The following is a 24,408-nucleotide window of genomic DNA, read 5'->3' on the forward strand; positions in this document are numbered from 1 at the left end:
CGTAACCGGTCGGTGCGCGAACCCGGTGAGCCGCTCGCCCGTGTCGTGCGGGCCGAGCCGGTTCGTCACCCGCTCGCCGTCTCGCCGTGCCGGCTGCAGCGGGCCGTCCAGCCGAGGGGGCTCACCTGGACGACCAGCCGGCGCGCGCAGAACGCGCAGTACCGCGGCGGCTCCAGCGCCGTGCGCGGGTTGTGGCACGCCGGGTGGTCCGCCCCACCCGGCGATTCCTGTCCACAGTGGACGCAGAAGCCCGGGTCAGAGGCTGTCACTGAGGGCCTTGATGGGCATCTTGAGCTCGTCGAGCATTTCGAGGTCCGCCGAAGCGGGCCGGCCGAGGTTGGTCAGGTAGTTGCCGACGATGATCGCGTTGATCCCGCCGAGCATGCCCTGCTCCGCACCGAGGTCGCCGAGCGTCAGCTCCCGGCCGCCGGCGAAGCGCAGCATCGTGCGCGGCATCGCGAGCCGGAACGCCGCGACCGTCCGCAGGGCATCGCGGCCCTCGACGATTTCGTAGTGCTCGTACGGCGTTCCCGGCTGCGGGATGAGGAAGTTCATCGGCACCTCGTGCGGGTTCAGCTCGGCGAGCTGCACGGCGAACTCGGCGCGCTGCTCAACCGTCTCCCCCATGCCGATGATGCCGCCGCAGCAGACCTCCATGCCCGCTTCGGCGACCATCCGCAGCGTGTCCCAGCGCTCCTCCCACGTGTGGGTGGTGACGACGTTCGGGAAGTGCGAACGCGCCGTCTCGAGGTTGTGGTTGTAGCGGTGGACGCCCATGTCGACGAGCTCGTCGACCTGCTCCTGCGTCAGCATGCCGAGCGAGCAGGCGATCTGGATGTCGTTGCCGTCTTCCCGGATCGCCTTGACGCCTTCGCGCACCTGCGAGAGCAGCCGCTGGTCCGGGCCGCGGACGGCGGCGACGATGCAGAACTCCGTCGCGCCGGTCTCGGCGGTTTGCCGGGCGGCCTTGACGAGGTTCGGGATGTCGAGCCACGCCGAGCGCACCGGCGTCGGGAAGCGACCGGACTGGGAGCAGAAGTGGCAGTCTTCGGGGCAGCCGCCGGTCTTGAGGCTGATGATGCCCTCGACCTCGACCTCGGGGCCGCACCAGCGCATCCGCACCTCGTGCGCCAGGGCGAGGAGGTCGGGCAGCCGGTCGTCGGGCAGCCGGAGCACGTCGAGGACCTGCTGTTCGCCGAGGCCGACGCCGTTTTCGAGGACCTGCTCGCGCGCTGAGGCGAGAACGTCGGTGTCCGGGACTGCGGTCACGGCGGCTCCTTGATCGAGGTGGTGCGGGAAAGCGTCCCTCATCGTGCCCGAAGGGGACCCGGGGGAACAGCGACGCAGGTCACTTCCCGGTGGAAGCGCATCCCGCGAAAAGCTCCGGGTCGAACTCGCCGCCGAACCACGGCGAGAGCCCGGCCCGCGCGGCGGCCAGGAAGTCCTCCCGGGAGGCCTGCCCGATGTCCGCGGGCAGCACGCCGAGCAGGGGCGCGCCCGCCGCGACCGGCAGGTCTTCGAGGTTGGACAGCGCGGCGAGGTCCGGCTCGGCCGGCCAGGCCCCGATGATGACCCCGGCGACGGTCAGCCCGCGCTTGGTGGCGACCTCGGCGGTGAGCGCGGTGGCGTTGAGGGTGCCGAGGCCGGCCTCGGCCACGATGATCACCAGCGAGCCGAGCGACCAGGCGACGTCGGCGAGGCTCGCGCCGGCGCCGTCGAAGCGCACGAGCAGGCCGCCGGCGCCCTCGATCAGGGTGAGGTCGTGCGCGGTGTCGAGGTCGGACGCGGCCTGGGCGATCTCGCCGGGGTCGAGCGCCGGCAGCCCGCTGCGCCGGGCAGCGGCCTCCGGCGAAAGCGGATCGGGGTAGCGGCGCAGCTCCCGGGTGGTGACGTCCGGCCCGGCGAGCCGGACGACGTCCTGGAGGTCACCGGGCTCGTCGGGACGCACCCCGGTCTGGGCGGGCTTCAGCACGGCCACCCGCTGTCCCCCGGCCGCCGCCAGCGCCGCGATCGCCGCCGTGGTGATCGTCTTGCCGACCCCGGTCCCGGTCCCCGTCATCACCAGCATGGTCACGGACCATCAATTTAGTGACTCCGGGGACGGCCGCGCACGCGGGCCGTGGTCGGCGGGGCCGACGGGCCACGCGCGCGGCCACTTCGCGGGCCCGGGGTGGCCGTCCGGGCCACCGCCGGCCACGGAACGATCCGGCCCTGTCGTGCACCGGACCAGCCGGACCCCCGCACCGCAGGCCCGGCCGGCCCTCGATCGGACGGCCGCTCAGGCGCCCGGCACCACCACCGGCGCCCCGGCCGGGCGGAACGTCCGCTCCCCGACGTCGAACAGGTGCACCTGGGCCTCGCCGACGTGGAAGTACATGCCGGTCAGCTGCAGCTTCCCGGCCGACTCCGCCACCGCCACCGACGGGTACTCGCGCAGGTGGTCCAGCTGCTGCAGCACGTTGTGCAGCGCCAGCCGGTCGCCCTCGCGGTCCGGGACCGCGCCGTCCAGGGTGGCCGAGCCCAGCCGGTGGGCGCTCGGCTCCGCGTGGCGCAGCCAGGCCGACAGCGGCCCCGGCGGCGGGCCATCGGCCAGCGCCGCCATGGCGCCGCACGAGGAGTGGCCGCACACCACGATCTCCGACACCCCGAGCACGCCCACCGCGTACTCGATCGACGCGTTCATCGACGCGTCGGCCTGCCCCGGCGGCACCAGGTTGCCGATGTTGCGGATCGTGAACAGGTCACCCGGCCCGCTGGTCGTGATCAGGTTCGGCACGATCCGCGAGTCGCCGCAGGTGATGAACAGCGTGCGCGGCCGCTGGCCGTCCGCCAGGCCCGACAGCGTGTCACGCAGCAGCGGCGCGGCGCGGCGGTGGAACTCCGTGGCGCCGCGCCGGGTCTGCTGGGCCGGGATGTCGACGCTCTCGGCCGCCTGCCACGCCGACCACGGCGCCAGCCAGCGCGGCACCGCCCGGCTCGCCGCGGTCCGGGACCGCGTCGGGCGGCCCGCCTTGCCCTCGCCGAACCACGGGTGGCCGACCTCGTCGACCTCGACCGTGCCGCCGGCGCGCTCGTGCGCCTGCTGCCACGTCTGCAGGCTTTCGAACGCGGCGTGGTCGAGGTAGTCGACGACCAGTTCCAGCCGCACCCGGACCCCGCCCGGGACGGTCCCGAGCACCTTCGACAGCCGCGGGACCGACAGGAACGTCAGGACGCCTTCGACGACGACGCGCCAGTCGTCGCCTTCCCGTTCGACGTGGATGCCCGACCACACCGTGCGGCGCAGCATCAGCACCACCGCCAGCCCGATCCCGGCCAGCACGCCGGTCAGCAGGTCGAACACCACGACCCCGCCGAGGGTGAGCAGGTACACCGGCAGATCCCCGTGGGCCAGCACGGTCTTCAGGTGCCCGGGGTTGACCAGCTTCGCGCCGACGTGCACCAGCAGCCCGGCCAGCGCGGCCAGCGGGATGCTCTGGATCAGCCCGGCGAGCAGGACGACGAACAGCAGCACCCAGACCCCGTGCAGCACCGCCGACACGCGCGACTTCGCCCCGGCGGCGACGTTGGTGGAGCTGCGGACGATGACGCCGGTGACGGGCAGGCCGCCCAGCGCGCCGGAGATCATGTTCGCCGTGCCCTGGCCGACGAGTTCGCGGTCGAGGCGGGCACGCGGCCCGGTGTGCATGCGGTCGACGGCGACCGCCGAGAGCAGGCTCTCCACGCTGGCGATCAGCGCGATCGTGACGACGGCGAGGGCGAACCCGCCCCAGCCGCCGTCCGGCAGCTGCGGGACGAGGTGGACGTCCAGCAGGTCGCCAGGGAGTTCCACGCGCGGGAGCGTCATCCCGAACGCGACCGACACCACCGTCGCCACCGCGATCGCGGCCAGCGGCCCCGGCACCTTGCGGACGGCAGCGGGCAGTTTCGGCCAGATCAGCAGCAGGGCGATGGCGAGCAGGCCGACGATGGCGGCGGAGTCGTGGTGGGCGACGATCTGGCCGGGCAGCTCGGCGACGTTCTCCACCGCCGAGCTCTGGGCCTTGCCGCCGAGGATGACGTGCAGCTGGCCGAGCACGATGGTGACGCCGATGCCGGCCAGCATGCCGTGCACGATGGCCGGCGAGATGGCCAGCGCGGCGCGCGCGATGCGGCTCAGCCCCAGCAGGATCTGGCACGCCCCGGCGGCGACGGTGATCGCGCAGGTGACGGCCCACCCGAACGTCTGGATGGTTTCGGCCATGACCACGGTCAGGCCGGCGGCGGGTCCGCTGACCTGGAGCGCGGAACCGCCGAGCGCGCCGGCGACGATGCCGCCGACGACGGCGGCGACGAGCCCGGCGGCGACCGGGGCGCCCGAGGCGAGGGCGATGCCGAGGGACAGGGGAACGGCTACGAGGAAGACGACCAGTGAGGCCGGCAGGTCGTGGCGGAGCACGGCGAGGGGTCTCATGATCGCCATGCAACCGGAAACCGAGTGAAATGTCCGCTATGTACCACCCGTTCGAGTGAACAACTGCCGGTATTTAGCCCGAATGTCACATATCGGGCACCGCGTTAACCCCCCGTTCACAGCACAATTTCTGTCACGCGACAGTTGAATCCCGTACGACACAAGGGTTTGCGCCCACCCAAGCGCCCCAATGTGGCCTTCGGTGCGTCTCACGCACCCAAGGCGGCCTTCGGTGCGTCTCACGCAACCAAGGCCACATTGGGGCGCTTTCCGGGATCAGTGCTCCAGCGCCTCCGCGGGGACGAACCCGCGTGCCGTACCGTCCAAAAGGGACACCTGAGCCGCGCCGACGTCGAAGTACATCCCGGTGAGCCGCAGCGCGCCCCGGTCCAGGGCGGCCGCGACCACCGGGTAGCCGCGCAGGGTTTCCAGCTGCTGCACCACGTTCTGCAGCGCGAGCTGGTCGGCCTCGGCGGCCGGCCGTTCGCCGCCGAGCAGCAGCGGTGCCTCGCGGTGGCGGCGCCGGAGCGTCGCCTCGCCGTGGCGCAGCCAGCTCCCGAGCTGGTCGAGCCCGGCCGGGGCCCGGCCGAGCAGCGCCTTCATCGCGCCACAGCCGGAATGCCCGCACACCACGATTTCGGCGACCTCCAGCACCCCGACGGCGTACTCGATCGCCGCGCCGACCGAGGTGTCGGTGCCGTCGGGCGGCGGCACGAGGTTGCCGATGTTCCGCACGGTGAACAGGTCGCCCGGCCCGCTGGTGGTGATGAGGTTCGGCACGATCCGGGCGTCGCCGCAGGTGATGAACAGCGTGTGCGGCTGCTGGCCGTGCGCCAGCCCGTCCCACGTGTCGCGCAGCAGCGGCGCCGTGCGGCGCTGGAACTCCGAAGCACCCCGGCACAGCAGCGAACTGGCCGTGCGCTGGGCGGGCAGCACGACGTGCTCGGCCTGCCACTGCGACCACGGCGCGAGCCACCGCGGCACGACCCGGGCGGCGACGCTGCGGCGCACGGTCGGCTCGCCCGAGCGGCCGCGTTCGAACCACGGGTGCCCGATCTCGTCGACGGTGACGCACCCGGCGTGCGCCTGCTGCCAGCCGCGCAGGCAGTCGAACGCGGCGTGGTCGAGGTAGTCGACGAGCAGTTCGAGGGTGACCTCCGCGTGCGGCGGCACCTCGGCGAGCACGCGGGTCAGCCGCGGCACGGACAGGAACGTGAGCGCGCCTTCGATGACGACGCGGTGGCGGCCGCCTTCCCGTTCGACGTGGATGCCGGAGAAGATCATCCGCCGCAGCATCAGCGCCAGCGCCAGCAGGATCCCGGCCGCGACGCCGGTGAGCAGGTTGACGGCCACGGCACCGGCCAGGGTGACGACGTACACCGGCAGGTCGCCGTGCCGCCGGACTTCCTTGAGCCCGTGCAGGTTCACCAGCTTCGTCCCGACGAACACCAGCAACGCGGCCAGCGCCGCCAGCGGGATCAGCCGCAGCACGCCGGTGAGCGCCAGGCAGGCGGCGAGGATCCAGCCGCAGTGCAGGATCGACGACAGCCGCGTGCGCGCGCCCGCCTCGAAGTTGGTCATGCTGCGCACGATGACGCCGGTGACGGGGAACCCGCCGAGCGCGCCGGCGGCGACGTTCGCCGCGCCCTGCCCGATGAGCTCGCGGTCGAGGTCCGTGCGCGGGCCGCCGCGGAGCTTGTCCACCGAGACCGCCGATAGCAGGCTCTCCAGGCCGGCGATGAGCGCGATGCTGACCGCCGCGACGGCGAAGCTCCCCCAGCCGCCGTCCGGCAGCCGCGGGACGACGTGCAGGGCCGGCAGCCCGGCGGGGAGGTCGACGCGCGGCAGGGTCATGCCGGTTGCGACGGACAGGCCGGTGGCCAGCGTGACGGCGGCCAGCGGCGCGGGCACGCGGCGGACGGCCTTCGGCAGCCGCGGCCAGGCCAGCAGGACGCCGAGGGTGACGACGCCGATCAGCACGGCCTGGTCGTGGTGCGCGGCGACCTGCGCCGGCAGCGCCAGGACGTTGGCGAGCGCGGAGCCCTGCGCCGAGCCGCCGAGGACGACGTGCAGCTGGCCGAGCACGAGCGTGACGCCGATGCCGGCGAGCAGGCCGTGCACGATCGCCGGCGAGACGGCGAGCGCGGCGCGGGCGGCGCGGGTGAGGCCGAAGAAGATCTGGAGCAGGCCCGCGGCGACGGTGATCGCGCAGGTGGCGGCCCAGCCGTGGGTGGCGATCGTGTCGGCCAGCACCACGGTCAGGGCGGCGGACGGACCGCTGACCTGCAGCGGCGACCCGCCGAGGAGGCTCGCGACCAGCCCTCCGACGACAGCGGAGATCAGGCCGGAGAGCAGCGGCGCCCCGGCGGCGAAGGCCACGCCGAGGGACAGGGGGACGGCGACGAGGAAGACGACTATCGACGCGAGGAAATCGTGCTTGAGGTTCTCCCGGTTCAGGAAGGGCTTCGGGGGTCCGGTGTCGTGCTCGCCGCGAACGATCTCGATCATGGGGGCAGGATCGCCGAAATCGGGCGAAATGTCTGCTACGCAAGCATTTCTCGCGTTCGTCCGGGCACAGGACGGACCGGCTTTCCCGGCCCGGTCACCCTTAACCCCTCCGCCGTTCGCGTGGTTTCGATCTTGGTCCGGCACCCAGCGCGACGATGAGGGACCTTCGGGTCTCGGTGTGCCGGTGGTCACGCCCGATGTGCTGAATTCAGGCCTGTTCGGCGACCGCGAGCATCGCGCGGGTGAGCACGGCGAGGTCGTCGCCGGTCGAAACGTACGGCGGCATGGCGTAGACGAGGTCCCGGAACGGCCGCAGCCAGGCGCCCTGCGCGGTGGCGACGTCGGTGGCGACCGCCATGTCGACGGGGTGGTCGAGCTGCAGCACGCCGATCCCGCCGAGCACCCGCACGTCGGTGACGGCGGGCAGGTCGCGCGCCGGGGCCAGGCCGTCGAGGAACGCCTTTTCGATCCGCGTGACGTCGCTGCGCCAGCCGCCGTCGGCGAGCAGCCCGAGCGAGGCGTTGGCGACGGCGGACGCGAGCGGGTTGCCCATGAAGGTCGGGCCGTGCGCCAGGACGGGCAGTTCGCCCCGCGCGATCCCGGCGGCGACCGCCGGCGTGCACAGCGCGGCCGCCATGCTGAGGTAGCCCCCGGTGAGCGCCTTCCCGACGCACATGACGTCGGGCGTGACCCCGGCGTGCTCGGCGGCGAACAACGCACCGGTGCGGCCGAAGCCGGTGGCGATCTCGTCGAAGACGAGCAGGACGTCGTGCGCTTCGGTGAGCTCCCGCAGGGCGCGCAGGTACGCGGGGTGGTGGAACCGCATCCCCCCGGCCCCCTGCACGACGGGCTCGACGATGACGGCGGCGAGTTCGCCCGCGTGCCGCTCGATCCCGGCCGCCAGCGTGTCCACATAGGACGGATCGGGCGGGGTGTCGAACCCGGACGGCGGCGCGGGCACGAAGACCTGTTCGGGCAGGACACCGCGCCACAGCGAGTGCATGCCGCCGTCGGGGTCGCAGACGCTCATCGGCGTGAAGGTGTCGCCGTGGTAGCCGCCGCGCCAGGTGAGCAGCTTGTGCTTGCCGGTCCGCCCGCGGGAACGCTGGTACTGCAGGCACATCTTGACGGCGACCTCGACCGAGACCGATCCGGAGTCGCAGAGGAAGACGTGCTCGAGCCCGTCGGGCGTGAGGTCGACGAGGGTCTTGGCGAGGGTGACGGCGGGTTCGTGGGTGAGGCCCCCGAACATGACGTGGCTCATCCGCCCGGCCTGCGCGGTGAGCGCGGCGTCGAGAACGGGGTGCCGGTAGCCGTGCACGGCCGACCACCACGAGGACATCCCGTCGACGAGCTCCCGCCCGTCGGCCAGCGTCAGCCGAACCCCGCTCGCTTCGGTGACCAGCAGCGACGGCACCTTGGCCGGCATCGGCGCATAGGGGTGCCAGACGTGCCGGGCATCGAGGGCGAGCAGGTCGGCGGAGTCCATCCGCCGACCCTACGACACCACTCCGGGCCCGGTTGCCGCCGCCGACCTTCGCCGCCGCAGCAGCGCGGGCACCATCCCCCGGCGCGGCCTCCCCGGCCCGGCCTCCCCGGCCCGGCTCGCCGACCCTCACAGCCGAACGGGCAGCGTCTCCAGCCCGTGCACGAGCGAGCTGGTCCGGTAGACGAGCTCATCCGGCTTGGCGGCCAACGCGATGTCCGGGAACCGGGCCAGCAGTCCGCCCAGCGCGATCTCCGCCTCGAGCCGGGCCAGCGGTGCCCCCACGCAGTAGTGGATGCCGTGCCCGAACGCCAGGTGCCCGCCGGCCGCGCGCGTGATGTCCAGCTTGTCCGGCTCCGGATACCGCTCGGGGTCGCGGTTCGCCCCGAGCAGCGAGACCAGCACCAGCTCGCCCTCGGGAATCGTCACCCCGGCCACCTCCACCGGCTCCGCCGTGAACCGCAGCGTGGCCAGGTGGATCGGGCCGTCGAAGCGCAGGAACTCCTCCACCGCGCCCGGCAGCAGCTCCGGCTCCGCACGCAGGCGGGCCAGCTGCGCCGGCTCGCGCAGCAGCGCCAGCACGCCGTTGGCGATCAGGTTGACCGTCGTCTCGTGGCCGGCCACCAGCAGCAGGAACGCCATCGACACCAGCTCGGGCTCGGACAGCGAATCCCCGTCGTCGGTCGCGTGCACCAGGTCCGACAGCAGGTCCTCCGCCGGCTCGGCGCGCTTCTGGGCGATCAGGTCCGTCAGGTACGCGAACATGCTCCCCGCCGCGGCCTGGACCTGTTCCGGCCGCACCGCCGCGCTCAGCAACGTCTTGGACCAGCCGGAAAACTCCGCGCGGTCCTCTTCACGGACGCCCAGCAGCTCGCAGATCACGGTGATCGGCAGCGGCGCGGCGAACGCGGCCACCAGGTCCGCCCGCTCCTGCCCGGCCAGCGCGTCGAGCAGCTCCGCGGTGATCTGTTCGACCCGCGGCCGCAGCCGGGCCACCGTCCGCGCGGTGAACGCCTTGTTCACCAGCTTCCGCAGCCGCGTGTGGTCCGGCGGGTCCGAGTTGAGCATGTGCCAGCTCAGGTCCTGCCCCAGCCCGTTCTGCAGGGCCTCCGGCGGCAGCTTCGCTTCGAACACCGCGCGGATGCCCTGGCTGTTCTTCCGCAGCCGCGGATCGGCCAGCAGCGCCCGCGCCTCCGCGAACCCGGTGACCAGGTAGCACGGCAGCCCGCGCGGTGGCAGCCGCACCCGGCGCACCGGGCCGCCGCCGCGCAGTATTTCCGAGAACAGGTGCGCGTCCTGGGCGAAGTCCGCCGCCACCTCGACGATTTCGTCGGTCGTCATTTCAGCCCCCAGTCCTCACGGCGTCAGCGTTCGGCGAGTGCCGCCACGACGCGCTCGGTCACGTCCTGCCAGTATGCCCGCTGTCGTTCGCGTTCTTCCGCGCCCGCAAGCCATTCTTGGTGGAACCTCAGTGTCGTCCTGGCCCCCGAGCCGCTGAGCCGCACCTGCACGGTCGAGTCGTGGTCCCAGTCGCTCGGCCGCCACGTGAGCCGCACGCGGTCGCCGCCGACGAAGCTGCGGATCTCCCCGACCGTGCCGTTCGCCGTCTCGTACGCCGCACCCGGCTCCGTCGGCAGCTCGGCGCCGGGGCCGAGCCAGATCGCGACGCCCTCGCGGCTGACCAGGAACTCCCACACCGCTTCCGCCGGGTACGGCACGGTCCGCGAGACGCCGATGTTCCACCCCGCACCCGCGGTTTTCCCCACCGAAGAAGTCATGTCCGCATCCTCGCACCGGGGTACGACAAGAACGGCGAGCGGTCCGGGTGGAGGATGGGCACCCGTGCGCTACCGCCCGATCTCCCCCGCCGTCCTGGCCGAAGAACTCGCCGAGCGCATCGACGCGCTGACCGGGCCGCGGCTCGCGGTCGCCGTCGACGGCGCGGCCGGCGCGACACCGGCCGCGGAACTCGCCGACGCGCTGGTCGATCCCCTGCGCCTGCGCGGCCGCGCGACCGTGCGCGTGTCCGCGCGCGACTTCCTGCGCCCCGCGTCGCTGCGCTTCGAGCACGGGCGCACGAACCCCGACACCCGCTACACCGACTGGCTCGACCTCGGCGCGCTCCGCCGCGAAGTGCTGGACCCGCTGAAGAACGCGGGCGAAGTCCTGCCGTCGTTGTGGGACGCCGAGCGCGACCGCGCGACCCGCGCCGCGCGGGTGCCGGTGCCCGAAGGCGGGGTCGTGCTCCTCGACGGCGAGCTGCTGCTGGGCGCCGGGCTGGCCTTCGACCTGGCCGTCCACCTCTGGCTCTCCCCCGCCGCGCTGCGCCGGCGGGTGCCGGACGCCTGGGCGGTCCCGGCCTACGAACGCTACGAAGAAGAAGCCGGCCCGAGCTCGCTCGCCGACGTCGTCGTGCGCGTCGACGATCCGCGGCACCCGGCGCTCTACACGCCTTAGCGGACGACGGCCACCGGGTCGCCGTCCAGCAGGCCGGACAGCCGCCGCGCCATGACGTCCCAGCGCCAGTTCGCCGTCACCCACCCGCGCCCGGCCTCGCCCATCCGGCGCGCGCGCACCGGGTCGGCGAGCAGGCTGGCCAGGGTCTCGGCGAGCTGGGTGACGTCCCGGCCGTCGACGACGTGCCCGGTGACCTCGTCGAGCACCGTCTCGGGCGCCCCGCCGGAGTTGCCGGCGACCACCGGCAGGCCGGTCGCCGAGGCCTCCAGGTAGACGATGCCGAGCGCTTCGACGTCCAGCCCCTTGCCGCGGGTGCGCGCGGGCATCGCGAAGACGTCGCCCGCCGCGTAGTGCGCCGGCAGCTCGGCCCACGGCACCGACCCGGTGAGCACGACGTCGCGTTCCAGGCCCAGGTCGGCGACCAGCCCGGTGAGCGTCCTGCGGTACGGGCCGCCGCCGACGATCAGCAGCACCGCGTCCGGGACCCGCTCGCGGATCTTCGGCAGCGCACGGATCAGCTGGTCCTGGCCTTTGCGCGGGACCAGCCGCGACACGCACACGATCGTCGGCCGGTCGCCGAGGCCGTGCCGCGCGCGGATTTCGGCGCGCCCGGCCGGGTCCGGCCGGTACAGCTCGGTGTCCACCCCGGACGGCAGCAGCTCCAGCCCGGCCATCGGGCCGAACGCCGCGGCGAAGCGGCCGCGCGTGTACCGGCTGACGTAGGTGAGGACGTCGGCGGTGTCGCCGATCCGCCGCAGCGCCTGCCGCGACCCGGGGAGCATGGACCAGCCGACCTCGTGGCCGTGCGTCGACGCCACGACGCGGCGCGCCCCGGCCCGGCGCAGCGGGTGCCCCAGCAGCGCGAGCGGCGCCGCCGCCCCGAACCAGACGGCTTCGCAGTCCCGCGCCCGCATGATCTGCTTCGCCCGGCGAAGCACGTCCGGCGTCGGCAGCATCAGCGACGTCGGGTGCCGGACGACCTCGAACGGCGCTTCGGCGTCGAACTCCTCGTGCGACCCCGTGCGCGACTCCCACGAAGGCGCGTAGACGACCAGGTCGTCCGCCGGCAGCCGGGTGGCGAGGGAGTTCAGGTAGTTCTGGATGCCCCCGGGCCGCGGCGGGAAGTCGTTGGTCACGAGCAGGGTCTTGAGCACGACCAAAGGCTAGCCACCGACGAACCGGGGGCGGCACCGCGTCCGCGGTACCGCCCCCGGGATCGGGTACAGGGCCGGCGAAGGTCACGCCGTCGGGCGGCGCGCTCCCGCGTACTGGCTCTGCAGCGGCGAGATCTTCACGACGTCACCGGTGTCGGGCGCGTGCACCATCTTGCCGTCGCCGATGTACATGCCGACGTGCGAAACGGGCGAGTAGTAGAACACGAGGTCGCCCGGCTGGAGCTGGTCCCGCGGCACCGCGGCGCCGAAGGTCGACTGCTCGCGGCTGGTGCGCGGCAGCGTGATGCCGGCCTGCTTGTAGGCCCACATGGTCAGGCCCGAGCAGTCGAACGTGCTCGGCCCGGTGGCGCCGTAGACGTAGGCGCTGCCGAGCTTGCTCAGCGCCGCGTTCAACGCCGCCTGCGCGGCCGCGGTGGGCGCCTTGATGTCGGTGGGCGCCGACCCGCCGCGGTCCTTCTGCGCGGCCCGGTCGGACGCGCTCAGGTTCTTGTTGGCCGCTTCGAGCTGGTCGATCTGGTCCTGCAGGGTCTTCTGCTTGGCCTCGATGTCCTGGGTCAGCTTGGCCGCGGCGTCGCGCGCGTCCTGCGCGCGCTTCGCGGCGTCGCTGGCCTTGGCGGCCGCGTCGGTGGCCTGCTGGACGGCGCCGGTGAGGTTGCCCATCGCGGCGTTCTTGCCGGTCGCGATGACCTCCAGCGCCGAGGAGCGGTCGAGGAAGTCCTGGGTGGACGTGCCCGCCAGCAGCGCCGACAGCTTGTTCAGCTGGACACCGCTGGTGAACGACGCGCCGGCGAACTTGTCGACCTCGGTCTGGTACTTCTTCTGGCTCTCGGAAGCCTTGACGGCCTGTTCCTTCGCCGCGTTGACGTCGTTGTTGGCCTTGTCGAGCTCGCCCTGCTTCTTCTTCAGGTCGTCCTTGGCGGACAGCAGGTCCTCGTTGAGCTTCTCGGCCTGGGCCGCGAGGTCGCGGTACTTGGCGAGGGCGTCGGAGCCGGCGGGCGGGGTCTGGAGCACGGGGACGGGGGCGGCGGTGGCCGACGGCTGGGCCACGGTGACGAGGGTGATCACCGAGGCCGCGGCGAGGGCACCTGAAACCACGCGCCTGAGGGAATGCGACTGCACGGTCGCGCGGGTCTCCTTTGGTCTCGGCCGCCGAACGGGACCCGGGGCACGAAGAGGCCGGGGAGTTCCTCTTCGCCGCTGTCCCGCCACCACGGCCCGAGCCGTGCGCTTTTGCCATGCACGAGCCGCAACAGGTGAAGCACGCGGTGGTGGTTCCGGTTCCCAGCTTCCCGACAAAGCTGCGCCCGGCGGCGATCTCGCGTCGCCGCCTCCACAGACGGCCGAGGGCCACGAGATCTCGGACAGGTTACGAAAAGACCGCCACCGCGTCCACCACCTCGCCGCCAAAAACGCTGAGTGACAGCCCGGAACACCATCGGACCAGGGCGGGAGGAAAGGTGTGATGGGTGTTACACGCTGGCGATTCTCCGGAGGACCTTTCGACTACCGACCGTTCACCGATTCGATCGACCATTCGGCGCGCCCTCACGAAACGGTGGAAATCAGGCGGTGCGCCGGACCGGTTCTTCGACCAGCCGCAAGTGCGGCACCATCCCGGCTTCGGCCAGCGCGTCCACCGCGCGCCGTTCGTCGGCGTCCCACACCACCGCCGGGGGCGCGCCGAGCAGCACGCTCACGACGCAGTCGTGGCAGGAAATGCCGCGCACGGCACAGCGGTCGCAATCGACCACCAGGTTCTCGATGTCCGAAACGGCGATGTGCGAGACGTCCACTTCGGACAGCTCGGGGGTGTCGCTCATGTCGTCCTCCTCACGTCGGTGCTGACTTGGGGAGAACGGTAGGCGCCACCACCGACAGTTTCGGGCGGTCAGACCCTCGACAGGCGGCTGACCAGCACCGATGACGGCGTCGGGTGGGCGCCGCGGCCCCGCACGGAGTCCGCGACCGCCCGGTCGGACGTCGCGACGACCATCGGCCGCCCCGCGGGCTCGGCCGCGACGAGGTTGCGGATGACGTCGTCGGCCAGGACCCCGCGGTCGGAGAACAGCACCCGCACCCCGCGGGGCACCGAGGCCGGGACGGAGAGCACGCCGGCGCCGTCGAACACCACCGTGACCTCGGCGGAGGTGCGCGCGGCGAGCGCGGACAGCTGGTGGATCAGCCGGTCGCGCTGGTCGGCGAGGGCGAGTTCCGGGTAGCCGGTCTTGGTGACGTTGTAGCCGTCGACGATCAGGTGCACGTTGGGCAGGGCGAGGTAGCGGTCCAAGGTGGACACGTCGGGGATCTTGCCGCCCTGGCCGGTCCCGGAACTGGCGCCGCGGACCATGTCCGCCGGCCGGGCTCCGCGCGCGCCCAGGGCGAGCTCGCGGCGCAGGCCGCTGACGGCGCCGTCGATGGTGTCGATGAGCAGGGCGAGCCGCACTTCGTCGGCCTGCCGGGCCTCGCGCGCGGACTGGCGGGCGATCTCGGCGTCGGCGACGGCACGCTCGGCGCGGGCGCGCTCCCCGGCGACGCGCTGGCGTTCGCGCTCGAGCTGGGCCGTGAGCGCGGCGAGCTCGGCGAGGTGGGCGGCGGACCCGCGTTCGACGTCGGCGGAGGCCGCTTCGGCCGCGTCCCTGGCCTGGCGCAGCTGCACGCCTTGTTCGCGAAGTCGCTTGAGGAGCTTCTCGACTTCGCCCTCGCGCTCACCCCGGGCGTTCTCGGCGGCTTGCTTCGCTTCGGCGAGTTCGGCGCGGACCTGGGCGAGCTCGGCCTCCAGCCGCTGGGCGCGGGCGAGCGCGGCGTCGCGTTCGGCGCGCAGGGCGTTTTCCTCGGCGTTCCTGGCGACCAGCCGGACGCGCCCGGCAGCCTCGGACTCGCCGAGCAGGACGGCGGCGGCCGCTGCGGCGACGGAATCGGCGGCGTTGGGGTCGAGGGCGTCGGTGCGGTGCTCGCGCAGCCACTCGATGACGGCCGTCCGGAACTGGGACGAGTCGCCGAGGGCCGCGAGCAGGGCGGCGCCGCCGAGCTTGGCCCGCTTGGCGGGGGCGAACTTCGCGACCGGCCGCAGCTGGCGGGGCACGTCGGTGGCGGGCAGCTTGGCGACGGCGGCCGCGGCGAGCTCGGCGATGCGGTCGCGCACCGGTTCGGGCAGCGCGGGCCAGGTGGCGGGCTCGGGATGTCCGGCCTGGTCAGCGACCTCCTCGGCCTCCTCGGCCGGCTCGGCGCGCGACGCGACACCCGAGGGACCGACGGGGTCCCCCGGTGGCTCCGGCACGAGCGGCTGCGGGTGCATTGGTCCAGGGTAGTTCCCGGCCCGGCATCCCGCCCCGCGCGCCACACGGACCGCGCCACACGGACCGCGCCACACCGACCGCGCCGGGCACCCGGTCGGCCACGGCGCGGCCAAAACTGTCGGGGGTGGCCCCTAGAGTCCCGCCCATGCGTTCGGTCCAGGCTCAGCTCGCGTTCGACGAGCTCGGAACTCCCTTGCGGGACACGACTTTCGTCGTCTTCGACCTCGAGACGACCGGGGCGCCGCCCGGCCCGTCGGGGATCACCGAGATCGGGGCGGTGAAGGTGCGCGGGGGCGAGGTGCTGGGCGAGTTCGCGACGCTGGTGAACCCCGGCGCGCCGATCCCGCCGCAGATCGTCTCGCTGACCGGGATCACCCAGGCGATGGTCTACGACGCGCCGCCGATCGAGGAGGTGCTGCCGGCGTTCCTGGAGTTCATCGGGGGCACGGTGCTGGTCGCCCACAACTCCGGCTTCGACACGTCCCACATGCGGGCGGCGTGCGAAGGCCACGGGTACGTGTGGCCGAAGCTGACGGTGGTGTGCACGGTCCGGCTGGCGCGGCGGGTGGTGCCGCGGGACGAGGTCGGGCGGTACAACCTGACGGCGCTGGCGCTGCTGTTCGGCGCGAGGACGCGGCCGACGCACCGCGCCCTGGACGACGCACGGGCGACGGTGGACGTCCTGCACGGCCTGCTGGAGCGGGTCGGGAACCTGGGCGTGCACTCGCTCGAAGAGCTGATGGGCTACCTGCCGGAGGTGACCGTCGCCCAGCGCGCCAAACGGCACCTGGCGGCGGACCTGCCGTCGGCTCCCGGTGTCTACCTGTTCAAGGGGCCGAAGGAGGAGGTCCTGTACGTCGGCACGGCGAAGGACCTGCGGCGCCGGGTGCGCACGTACTTCACGGGTTCGGAGGGGCGAAGCCGGATCCGGGAGATGGTCGCGCTGGCCGAGCGCGTCGACCACGTCGTGTGCGCGCACGCGCTGGAGGCGGAGGTGCGGGAGCTGCGGCTGATCTCGGCGCACCGGCCCGCCTACAACCGGCGGTCGAAGAACCGGCACCAGGGCTGGTGGATCGGCTTGACGGACGAGGCGTTCCCCCGGCTGTCGGTGGTGCGCCTGCCGCGGCCGGGGGTGCTGGGGCCGTTCCGCAACCAGGCGGACGCCCGCACGACGGCGGACACCCTGGCCGGGGCGTCGGGCCTGCGGACGTGCACCCAGCGGATCTCGCCGCGGTCGGCGAACGGGACCCCGTGCGTGCTGGCGGAGCTGGGGCGCTGCGGAGCGCCCTGCGCGGGACGGCAGAGCGTCGAGGCGTACAGCCCGGCGGTCGAGTCGGTGTCGGGACTGATCGCGGGCCTGGACGGCAGCCCGCTGCACACGGCGGCCGAGCACGTGGAGCGCCTGGCGGCGGGCCGGCACTACGAACAGGCGGCCCGCCACCGCGACGAGCTGGCGGCGCTGATCCGCGCACTCGGCCGGGCGCACCGCCAGGCCTCGCTGGCCTCGATCGCCGAGCTGATCGCGGCGGCCCCGGACGGCGCGGGCGGCTGGGAGCTGTCGGTGATCCGCTACGGCCGCCTGGCCTCGGCCGGCGTCGCCCGGCGCGGAGTGCCCCCGATGCCGGTGGTGGAGGCCCTGGTGGCGTCGGCGGAGACGGTGTTCCCGGAGCCGGGTCCGCTCCACGGAGCACCGCCGGAGGAGGTGGGGGTGCTGCTGCGCTGGCTGGCCCGCCCGGGGGTCAGGCTGGTCCGCACCACCCGCCCTTGGGCCGAGCCCGCGGCGGTGGCGGGCTGGCGGGGTTGGCTGGACCTGGTCGCGGAGGCCCATTCCCTGGAGCACGTCGGCTGACCGGCCCGGCCTACCCGGCTCCGGCTGGGCGGGGTGGGGACGCAGAGGTGCCTGAACAGCTCGGCCTGCGTAGTTGGATGGTCGTTCGTGCCCGAGCACCCAGCTGCGCCTTCCGACCGCCCAGGCACGCCGTCCGGCCACCCCAGGTACCCGCGCCGACCGGCTGGGCACGGGAGGTGACGGGAGCGGCCGAGAGGCGGCTGGGCGGCGCGGCAGGCGCCCGGGACGGCGCCGGAGGGCGCAGGGCTCACTAGGATCGCGGGCGACACCCGCAGACGAGTCTTGGAGGACCCAGGTGATCACCGCGATCGTGTTGATCCAGGTAGAGGCGGACGCGATCCCGGACGCGGCGCAGGCGATCGCCGACATCGAGGGGGTCGGCGAGGTCTACTCGTGCGCCGGGGACGTCGACCTCATCGCCACGGTGAAGGTGGCCACGCACGAGGACCTGGCCGACCTGATCCCCGGCCGGATCGGGAAGGTGCCGGGCGTGCTCAACACGGTCACGCACATCGCGTTCCGGTCCTACAGCCGCACCGACACGGAATCGGCCTTCTCGATCGGCGTGGAGGACTAGCGCCCCAAGGCGGCCTTGGTTGCTCCGCCCTGCCCCCACGCCGCCCTCAACGGAGGCGCTGCGCGCCGCAGCAGCGTCGATTCGACGGACCCAAGGGGCGCGGGGGGCCGAGAAGGGCCGGAAACGACCGAAGGCCACCTCCCGGAGGAGGTGGCCTTCGTCGTGACCCTGGCTAGTGGTCGGCCTGCTTCGCGCTCGACGCCACCTCGGCGGAGTCGAACTCGCCGTGCTGGCCGTGCTGGCCGTTCTGGGCTCCGGAGTGGCCGTTGCCGTTGGCCCGCTCCAGCGCCGCCGTCTCCTCCGCCGGGTCCGGGGACCAGAGCGTGCCCGGCACCGCGTGGCCGGCCGAGCCCAGCTTGTTCATCTTCTTCGGCACCGACGCGCCCTGGTACTCGAGCGGGATCGCGTGGCCGTGGCTGTCGACACCCGCCAGCGGCTGGTGGATCTCGATGAACTCACCGTGCGGGAGCCGCTTGATGATGCCCGTCTCGACGCCGTGCTCCAGCACCTCGCGGTCGGCCCGCTGCAGGCCCAGGCAGATGCGGTAGGTGAAGTAGTAGGCCAGCGGCGGCACGATCAGCACGCCGATGCGGCCCGCCCACGTCGTCGCGTTCAGGGAGATGTCGAACTGGTCGGCGATGATGTCGTTGAAGCCGGACAGCTCGATGACCATGAAGAAGCCCAGCGCCATCGCGCCCAGCGCCGTGCGGACCGGGGTGTCCCGGGGCCGCTGGAGCAGGTTGTGGTGCGCGGTGTCCTTGGACAGCTTCCGCTCGATGAACGGGTAGCCCAGCAGCAGGCCGAACAGGATCGGCATGCCGACCGCGCCGGGGAAGAACACCGCCGGGATCGTGTAGTTCCCGAGGTAGACCTCCCAGGCCGGCCAGATCCGGAGCATGCCGTCGGCCCAGGCCATGTACCAGTCGGGCTGCGAGCCCGCCGACACCTGCGCCGGGTTGTAGGGGCCGAAGTTCCACACCGGGTTGATCTGGAACAGCCCCGACATCAGCGCCAGCACCCCCACGACCAGGGTGAAGAACGCGCCGCCCTTGAGGGCGAAGTACGGCATGATCCGGACGCCGACGACGTTGGTCTCCTTGCGGCGCACGCCCGGGAACTGCGTGTGCTTCTGGTACCACACCAGCGCCAGGTGCGCCCCGACCAGCGCGAGCATGATGCCCGGGATCAGCAGGATGTGCAGCGTGTACAACCGCGGGATGATCTGGTCACCCGGGAACTCCCCGCCGAACAACGCCCAGTGGATCCACGTCCCGGCCACCGGCACCGACAGCACGATGCCCGAGAGCGTCGCCCGGATACCGGTACCGGAGAGCAGGTCGTCGGGCAGCGAGTACCCGAAGAAGCCCTCGAAGCAGCCCAGGATCAGCAGCAGCCCGCCGATCACCCAGTTCGCCTCACGCGGGCGCCGGAACGCGCCGGTGAAGAAGATCCGCAGCATGTGCACGGCCATCGACGCCACGAAGATCAGCGCCGCCCAGTGGTGCAGCTGCCGCATGAACAGGCCGCCGCGCACGTCGAAGGAGATGTCCAGCGTCGTGCGGAACGCCTGGGACATCTCCAGGCCCTGCATGTTCTTGAAGCTGCCGTGGTAGACGACCTCCTGCATCGAGGGGTCGAAGAACAGCGTCAGGTACACGCCCGTCAGCAGCAGGATGATGAAGCTGTAGAGCGCGATCTCGCCCAGCAGGAACGACCAGTGCGTCGGGAACACCTTGTTCAGCTGGTGCCGCAGCCCCTTGGCCAGCAGATACCGCTGGTCGGCGTTGTTCGCGGCCTCGCCCAAGTGCCGTTCCACGGCGCTCGAGCCCTTGGTCGGCGTGGTGAGTGAACTCATGACTTACGCTCCCAAAAGGCCGGACCGATGGCCTCGATGAAGTCGCCTCGCGCGATCAAGTATCCCTCTTCGTCCACCGTGATCGGTAGCTGGGCCAGCGGACGCGTCGCCGGGCCGAAGATCGGCTTGGCGTAGTGGAGGGCGTCGAACTGCGACTGGTGGCACGGGCACAGGATGCGGTTGGTCCGCTGCTCGTACAGGGAGGTCGGGCAGCCGACGTGGCTGCAGATCTTCGTGTACGCGTAGTAGTCGCCGAAGTTGAAGTCCTCCTGGCCGGCCCGCTTGACCACCTTGGCGGCGTCGGTCGGGCGCAGGCGGATCAGCATGACCGGGTTGTCCACCCGGGTCAGCGCCTTGGCCAGCGCCTCCGCGTCGTTGCGCTCGGACTCGCGGAACGGGAACACCGTCTCCATCGCGCCGGCGTCGAGGTCCTCGGCCTTGACCAGGGAGATCTCGGTCTGCTTGCCGTGCTCCACCTCGACCGGCTTGCCGGTGGCCCGGCGCATGTAGACCTTCTCGCCGGGGAAGTTCGGCTGCCAGCCGGTGTGCCACAGCGAGTCGCGGGACTCGCTGTCCTTCCACGGGTTCTTGATGAAGGACGCGACCGGCAGCGCGGCGGCGGCGAGGCCGAGGGCACCGGCACCGGCGATCGCCGTGCGCTTGATCAGCGACCGGCGGGCGATGGTGCTGCGGTTCCCGGCGTCGGCCAGGTGCGCGAGGATCGTCGCGCGGTCGACCTCGGCCGACCCCCCGCCGTCGTTGTCGCTGCGCTGCTGCACCGCGACCTCGGCGGGCACGAACTTCTTCGTGTACAGGATCACGCCGATGCCCAGGCCGAGGATGGCCAGGCCGAGCGTGATGCCGAGCATCGGGGTGTAGAGGCTGTACCAGAAGTGGGCGCTCTCGTTGTCCGGCGCCTCGTACTGCCACGGCCACCAGATGAGCGAGACGACGAACCCGATCCCGGCCAGCGCGGACAGCGCGAACCAGAACGCGACCAGGCGCTCGGCCCGCTTCTCCGCGCGGGTGCCCTCCACGGGCCACGGGGTCGGGTACTCGACGATCTCGACGCCGTCGAGCGCGCCACCCAGCTTGAGCAGCTGGTCCCGGTCCATCTCAGCCAGTTCCGCCTCCGTCGGCGGCTTCGGCCCCTCGGCACTCATGCCTTCGATCCAATCCACAGCGTCACGCCGATCAGCGCGGCGATCCCGACGATGAAGGCGATGACGCCCTCCGAAGCGGGGCCGACCCCGCCGAGGCCGTTACCACCCGGGTCATTGTTGCCGTCCGACACCGACTTCACGTAGGCGACGATGTCCTTCTTCTCCTCCGGCGACAGCTGCCGGTCGGAGAACTTCGGCATGTTCTGCGGGCCGGTGAGCATGGCCGTGTAGATCTGCTCTTCGCTGGCCGGGTCCAGGTTCGGCGCGTACTTGCCGGCGGACAGCGCGCCGCCGCGGCCGGTGAAGTTGTGGCACGACGCGCAGTTGAGGCGGAACAGCTCGCCACCGCGGGCCGGGTCGTCGCCGCGCAGGGCCTCGCCCTTCTCGGCGGGGCGCTGGACGCCGCCGCCGTGCGCCTGGATGTAGGCGCCGACCGCGTCGATCTCGGCCTCGGTCAGCTTCGGCGGCTTGCGCTCGATCTGCGCCTCCTGGCGCGCGGCGGGCATGCGGCCCGAGGAGGTCTGGAAGTACACCGCGGCGTCGCCGATGCCGATCAGGCTCGGCCCGCGGTCCTGCACGCCCTCGAGGTTCGCGCCGTGGCAGGCGATGCAGGTGTTGTTGTAGACCTGCTCACCGAGGCGCAGCTGCGCCGGCGTGCCCTGGGCCTGCGCGGTCTGCGGCTCCGGGGCGAACACGGCGTACAGGGCGCCGGCGCCCACCAGCGCGATGCCGAGCGCGAGCAGGCCGGCGAACCGCCTCCGCAGCTTCGACCGCGCGCGGTACCGGCGCTCCGAGGTGTTGGTGCTGGTGGTCATCTTGCGGCAACCCTTGCTGTCAGTTCAGGCCGATGGTGATGGTGGTGGCGGCGGGGGCGACCTACGGAAGGAGGTAGATCACACCGAAGAGGCCGACCCACACGATGTCGACGAAGTGCCAGTAGTAGGACACGACGATCGCCGACGTGGCCTGGGCGGGCGTGAACTTGCTCAGTTTCGTGCGGATGAGCAGGTACACGAAGGCGATGAGCCCACCGATGACGTGCAGGCCGTGGAAGCCGGTCGCGAGGTAGAAGACCGTGCCGAACGGGCCGGACGGGATCGTCATCCCCTCTTCGACCAGGTTGTGGTACTCGTTGGCCTGGCCGCCGACGAAGATGGCGCCCATGATCAACGTGATGATGTACCAGCGGCGCAACCCGTAGACATCACCGCGCTCGGCCGCGAACACGCCGAACTGGCAGGTCAGCGAGGACAGCACCAGGATCACCGTGAACGGGATCGCGTACGCCACGTTGAGCTTGAACTCCTCGCCGTGCAGCGGCGGCGGCCACTGGCCGGACGAGTTCTGCGCCTTGACCGTGAAGAACATCGCGAAGAGTCCGGCGAAGAACATCAGCTCGCTGGAAAGCCACACGATGGTGCCGACACTGACCATGTTCGGCCGGTTCAGCGAGTGGACCCGCTGACTGATGGTGGGAGCTGCCGTTGTCACGCGTCGCATTATGTCCTCTCGCACCGCCGCTCCGCCGGGTGGGTCCACGGCGAGCCGTCTGCGTAACCGATCACACCGGATGCCCGCGAAGGGAAGAGCTACTCATGGGTTTACTCGACCGCCTGCTTGACCTGGTCAGGAAGCGGGAAACGCCCGGTCTGACCGCTGATGCGCCCGGCTTGGCGATCGTCGCCGAGGCCTTCGACCCGGTCGTCGCGGACTCCGCCGTGCTCGCCGGTTCACCCGGCTGGGTCGCCGCGGCACCGGCCGTTCTGCGGCACCACCTGCTGCTGCCGCCGGACCGGCTCGCCGAGGCGGCGTCGATCCTCGCCCGGGACGGCTACGACCTGCGGGAACAGGGACCGGACGGCGAACTGGTGCGCGTGCTCGCGGTGCGCGTCCAGGTGCTCGACGCGCTGCACTGCGCCCAGGAACGGTCCCGGATGGCCGGTCTCGCGCAACGGTTGGGCGGCGACGCGCTCGGCTGGGACGCGCAACAGCCGGAGCCGACCGCGTGATGTCGGTCTCGGCCGATACGATCGGCGGCAGTGCTCAACCGGGGCTCCGCCCCGGGCCGGGGGCTCCGCCACCCGGAACCCCCCGAAGAGCAGTGCGGTAGCGATACGGAGGCGTGCCTGATGGGCGAGTCGATGCGGATCCTGGTGTTCAGCCACAAGGCGGAGGTGCGCGAGGCGATCGTGAACGCGGTCGGCCGGCGGCCCGCCGCCGACCTGGCGCGCGTGGACTACGTCGAGGCGGCCGGCATCGCCGACGTGCTGGCCGAAGTGGACGCGGGGAACGTCGACCTGGCGATCCTCGACGGCGAGGCGCAGCCGACCGGCGGCATCGGCCTGTGCCGCCAGCTGAAGAGTGAAATCGCCGACTGCCCCCCGATCGTGGTGGCCGTGCGGCGCAAGGACGACCGGTGGCTGGCCACCTGGTCGCAGGCGGACGCCGTGCTGGTGCACCCGCTGGACCCGCTGACCGCCGCGGAGACCGTCGCCGACGTGCTGCGCGCGCGACGGGTCCCCGTCGTGAACGGCTGAGCCCGGTGACCACCCCGGTCCCCCGCACCTGGCCACCCCTGCTCAAGCAGCTCATCGCGGGCGTCGACCTCTCCGCGGAGGACACGGCGTGGGCGATGGACCAGATCATGAGCGGCGCGGCGAGCCCGGCCCGGATCGCCGGGTTCGCGGTGGCGCTGCGCGCCAAGGGCGAGACGCCCGAGGAGATCGCCGGCATGGCGGCCACGATGCTGGCGCACGCCCGGCGGGTCGAGCTGGACCGCCCGGCCGTCGACATCGTCGGCACCGGCGGCGACGGCTCGAACTCGGTGAACATCTCCACGATGGCGACGATCGTCACGGCGGCCGCGGGCGCACCGGTGGCCAAGCACGGCAACCGCAGCGCGTCCTCGAAGTCCGGCGCGGCGGACGTCCTCGAAGCGCTCGGGGTGAAAATCTCCCTGCCGCCGGAGGACGTCCGGCGCAGCCTCACCGAGGTCGGCATCGGGTTCTTCCTCGCCTCGGCGTTCCACCCGGCCCTGCGGCACGCCGGCCCGGTGCGCAGCGAGCTCGGCATCCCGACGACGTTCAACCTGCTCGGCCCGCTGACCAACCCGGCCCAGCCGGGCGCCGCGCTGATCGGCTGCGCGTACCCGGACAAGACGCGGGTGCTGGCGGAGACCTTCGCCCGCCGCGGCACGCGCGCCCTGGTGGTCCGCGGCGACGACGGCCTCGACGAGATCACCACGACGACGACGTCGACGGTGTGGGTGGTCTCGGACGGCGAAGTCACCGAGCGCACCTTCGACCCGGCGTCGGTGGGCGTCCCCCGCGCGACGGCGGAGGACCTGCGCGGCGGCGACGCGGCGGCGAACGCCGAGGTGGTCCGCGAACTGGTGGGCGGCAAGCCGGGCCCGGTCCGCGACGCGGTCCTGATCAACGCGGCGGCGGCTTTGGCGGCCTTCACGGGCTTCTCGGACTCGCTGGAGGACGATCTCCGCGCCGGGCTCACGCGAGCCGCGGAGGCGATCGACTCGGGCGCCGCAGCGGCCCTGCTGGACCGCTGGATCGCCTTCGGCTGACCGGCCGCCCGC

General features: G+C 72.5%; 22 protein-coding genes. 6 read left to right on the top strand and 16 right to left on the bottom strand.

The window, feature by feature from the left end:
- Nucleotides 1-65: 65 nt before the first annotated feature.
- The 8 genes from ACLJOU_RS18640 to ACLJOU_RS18675 form a co-directional block, all read right to left on the bottom strand.
- Nucleotides 66-269, bottom strand: coding sequence for a hypothetical protein (locus ACLJOU_RS18640; protein ID WP_410568901.1), 204 nt, complete (start codon nucleotides 267-269; stop codon nucleotides 66-68).
- Nucleotides 256-1,269, bottom strand: a complete 1,014-nt coding sequence (gene bioB / locus ACLJOU_RS18645) for a biotin synthase BioB (protein ID WP_410568902.1) — start codon at nucleotides 1,267-1,269, stop codon at nucleotides 256-258. Before bioB ends, ACLJOU_RS18640 begins: the two co-directional genes overlap by 14 nt.
- 79 nt (nucleotides 1,270-1,348) lie before the next feature.
- Complete coding sequence (bioD, locus tag ACLJOU_RS18650; RefSeq protein ID WP_410568903.1) at nucleotides 1,349-2,074, bottom strand: dethiobiotin synthase; 726 nt, start codon at nucleotides 2,072-2,074, stop codon at nucleotides 1,349-1,351.
- A gap of 204 nt (nucleotides 2,075-2,278) precedes the next feature.
- The gene (locus ACLJOU_RS18655; protein WP_410568904.1) at nucleotides 2,279-4,462 is read right to left on the bottom strand and encodes a SulP family inorganic anion transporter; all 2,184 of its coding nucleotides are present in this window, start codon (nucleotides 4,460-4,462) and stop codon (nucleotides 2,279-2,281) included.
- Nucleotides 4,463-4,729: 267 nt separating this feature from the next.
- Nucleotides 4,730-6,961, bottom strand: a complete 2,232-nt coding sequence (locus tag ACLJOU_RS18660) for a bifunctional SulP family inorganic anion transporter/carbonic anhydrase (RefSeq protein WP_410568905.1) — start codon at nucleotides 6,959-6,961, stop codon at nucleotides 4,730-4,732.
- Nucleotides 6,962-7,169: 208 nt separating this feature from the next.
- Complete coding sequence (locus tag ACLJOU_RS18665) at nucleotides 7,170-8,450, bottom strand: adenosylmethionine--8-amino-7-oxononanoate transaminase (RefSeq protein ID WP_410568906.1); 1,281 nt, start codon at nucleotides 8,448-8,450, stop codon at nucleotides 7,170-7,172.
- Nucleotides 8,451-8,576: 126 nt separating this feature from the next.
- A complete protein-coding gene (locus ACLJOU_RS18670; protein WP_410568907.1) occupies nucleotides 8,577-9,788 on the bottom strand; it encodes a cytochrome P450 family protein in 1,212 nt (403 codons plus the stop codon).
- Nucleotides 9,789-9,811: 23 nt separating this feature from the next.
- Nucleotides 9,812-10,225: an SRPBCC family protein gene (locus ACLJOU_RS18675; protein ID WP_410568908.1), complete on the bottom strand. Its 414-nt coding sequence runs from the start codon at nucleotides 10,223-10,225 to the stop codon at nucleotides 9,812-9,814.
- A 64-nt stretch (nucleotides 10,226-10,289) separates the two neighbouring features.
- Between ACLJOU_RS18675 and ACLJOU_RS18680 the strand changes: the two genes are divergently transcribed.
- Nucleotides 10,290-10,904, top strand: a complete 615-nt coding sequence (locus ACLJOU_RS18680) for a uridine kinase (RefSeq protein WP_410568909.1) — start codon at nucleotides 10,290-10,292, stop codon at nucleotides 10,902-10,904.
- On the opposite strand, the gene ACLJOU_RS18685 is transcribed toward ACLJOU_RS18680, so the two are convergent.
- The 4 genes from ACLJOU_RS18685 to ACLJOU_RS18700 all read right to left on the bottom strand — a co-directional run bounded on the left by ACLJOU_RS18685 (nucleotide 10,901) and on the right by ACLJOU_RS18700 (nucleotide 15,374).
- Complete coding sequence (locus ACLJOU_RS18685; protein WP_410568910.1) at nucleotides 10,901-12,058, bottom strand: glycosyltransferase family 4 protein; 1,158 nt, start codon at nucleotides 12,056-12,058, stop codon at nucleotides 10,901-10,903. The genes ACLJOU_RS18680 and ACLJOU_RS18685 overlap by 4 nt on opposite strands.
- A gap of 84 nt (nucleotides 12,059-12,142) precedes the next feature.
- On the bottom strand, nucleotides 12,143-13,198 hold the full coding sequence (locus tag ACLJOU_RS18690; RefSeq protein WP_410568911.1) for an NlpC/P60 family protein: 1,056 nt from the start codon (nucleotides 13,196-13,198) through the stop codon (nucleotides 12,143-12,145).
- A gap of 443 nt (nucleotides 13,199-13,641) precedes the next feature.
- Nucleotides 13,642-13,899: a hypothetical protein gene (locus tag ACLJOU_RS18695; protein WP_410568912.1), complete on the bottom strand. Its 258-nt coding sequence runs from the start codon at nucleotides 13,897-13,899 to the stop codon at nucleotides 13,642-13,644.
- A gap of 68 nt (nucleotides 13,900-13,967) precedes the next feature.
- Nucleotides 13,968-15,374 (bottom strand): NYN domain-containing protein, encoded by a 1,407-nt coding sequence (locus tag ACLJOU_RS18700; RefSeq protein WP_410568913.1) that lies wholly within the window; start codon nucleotides 15,372-15,374, stop codon nucleotides 13,968-13,970.
- 146 nt (nucleotides 15,375-15,520) lie between these two features.
- Here ACLJOU_RS18700 and ACLJOU_RS18705 point away from each other — a divergent pair, with 146 nt between their 5' ends.
- A complete protein-coding gene (locus ACLJOU_RS18705) occupies nucleotides 15,521-17,224 on the top strand; it encodes a DEDD exonuclease domain-containing protein (RefSeq protein WP_410568914.1) in 1,704 nt (567 codons plus the stop codon).
- A gap of 295 nt (nucleotides 17,225-17,519) precedes the next feature.
- Nucleotides 17,520-17,801 (top strand): Lrp/AsnC family transcriptional regulator, encoded by a 282-nt coding sequence (locus ACLJOU_RS18710; RefSeq protein ID WP_410568915.1) that lies wholly within the window; start codon nucleotides 17,520-17,522, stop codon nucleotides 17,799-17,801.
- Nucleotides 17,802-17,973: 172 nt separating this feature from the next.
- On the opposite strand, the gene ACLJOU_RS18715 is transcribed toward ACLJOU_RS18710, so the two are convergent.
- The 4 genes from ACLJOU_RS18715 to ACLJOU_RS18730 all read right to left on the bottom strand — a co-directional run bounded on the left by ACLJOU_RS18715 (nucleotide 17,974) and on the right by ACLJOU_RS18730 (nucleotide 22,319).
- Nucleotides 17,974-19,656 carry a cytochrome b gene (locus tag ACLJOU_RS18715; protein ID WP_410568916.1) on the bottom strand — a complete coding sequence of 561 codons (1,683 nt, stop codon included), beginning with the start codon at nucleotides 19,654-19,656 and terminating at the stop codon, nucleotides 17,974-17,976.
- The gene (locus ACLJOU_RS18720) at nucleotides 19,653-20,819 is read right to left on the bottom strand and encodes a ubiquinol-cytochrome c reductase iron-sulfur subunit (RefSeq protein WP_410568917.1); all 1,167 of its coding nucleotides are present in this window, start codon (nucleotides 20,817-20,819) and stop codon (nucleotides 19,653-19,655) included. The genes ACLJOU_RS18715 and ACLJOU_RS18720 overlap by 4 nt, the downstream gene beginning before the upstream one ends.
- A complete protein-coding gene (locus ACLJOU_RS18725; protein ID WP_410568918.1) occupies nucleotides 20,816-21,634 on the bottom strand; it encodes a c-type cytochrome in 819 nt (272 codons plus the stop codon). Before ACLJOU_RS18725 ends, ACLJOU_RS18720 begins: the two co-directional genes overlap by 4 nt.
- A 61-nt stretch (nucleotides 21,635-21,695) precedes the next feature.
- Nucleotides 21,696-22,319 carry a heme-copper oxidase subunit III gene (locus ACLJOU_RS18730; RefSeq protein WP_364582535.1) on the bottom strand — a complete coding sequence of 208 codons (624 nt, stop codon included), beginning with the start codon at nucleotides 22,317-22,319 and terminating at the stop codon, nucleotides 21,696-21,698.
- A gap of 95 nt (nucleotides 22,320-22,414) precedes the next feature.
- On the opposite strand from ACLJOU_RS18730, the gene ACLJOU_RS18735 reads away from it, so the two are divergent.
- From ACLJOU_RS18735 to trpD, 3 genes are all read left to right on the top strand, one after another.
- Complete coding sequence (locus ACLJOU_RS18735; protein WP_410568919.1) at nucleotides 22,415-22,828, top strand: hypothetical protein; 414 nt, start codon at nucleotides 22,415-22,417, stop codon at nucleotides 22,826-22,828.
- A gap of 120 nt (nucleotides 22,829-22,948) precedes the next feature.
- On the top strand, nucleotides 22,949-23,356 hold the full coding sequence (locus ACLJOU_RS18740) for a hypothetical protein (protein WP_410568920.1): 408 nt from the start codon (nucleotides 22,949-22,951) through the stop codon (nucleotides 23,354-23,356).
- A 5-nt stretch (nucleotides 23,357-23,361) separates the two neighbouring features.
- Nucleotides 23,362-24,396 carry an anthranilate phosphoribosyltransferase gene (trpD, locus tag ACLJOU_RS18745; RefSeq protein ID WP_410568921.1) on the top strand — a complete coding sequence of 345 codons (1,035 nt, stop codon included), beginning with the start codon at nucleotides 23,362-23,364 and terminating at the stop codon, nucleotides 24,394-24,396.
- Nucleotides 24,397-24,408 lie beyond the last annotated feature (12 nt).

The organism is Amycolatopsis sp. cmx-4-61, from assembly GCF_046548775.1.
Lineage (GTDB): Bacteria > Actinomycetota > Actinomycetes > Mycobacteriales > Pseudonocardiaceae > Amycolatopsis.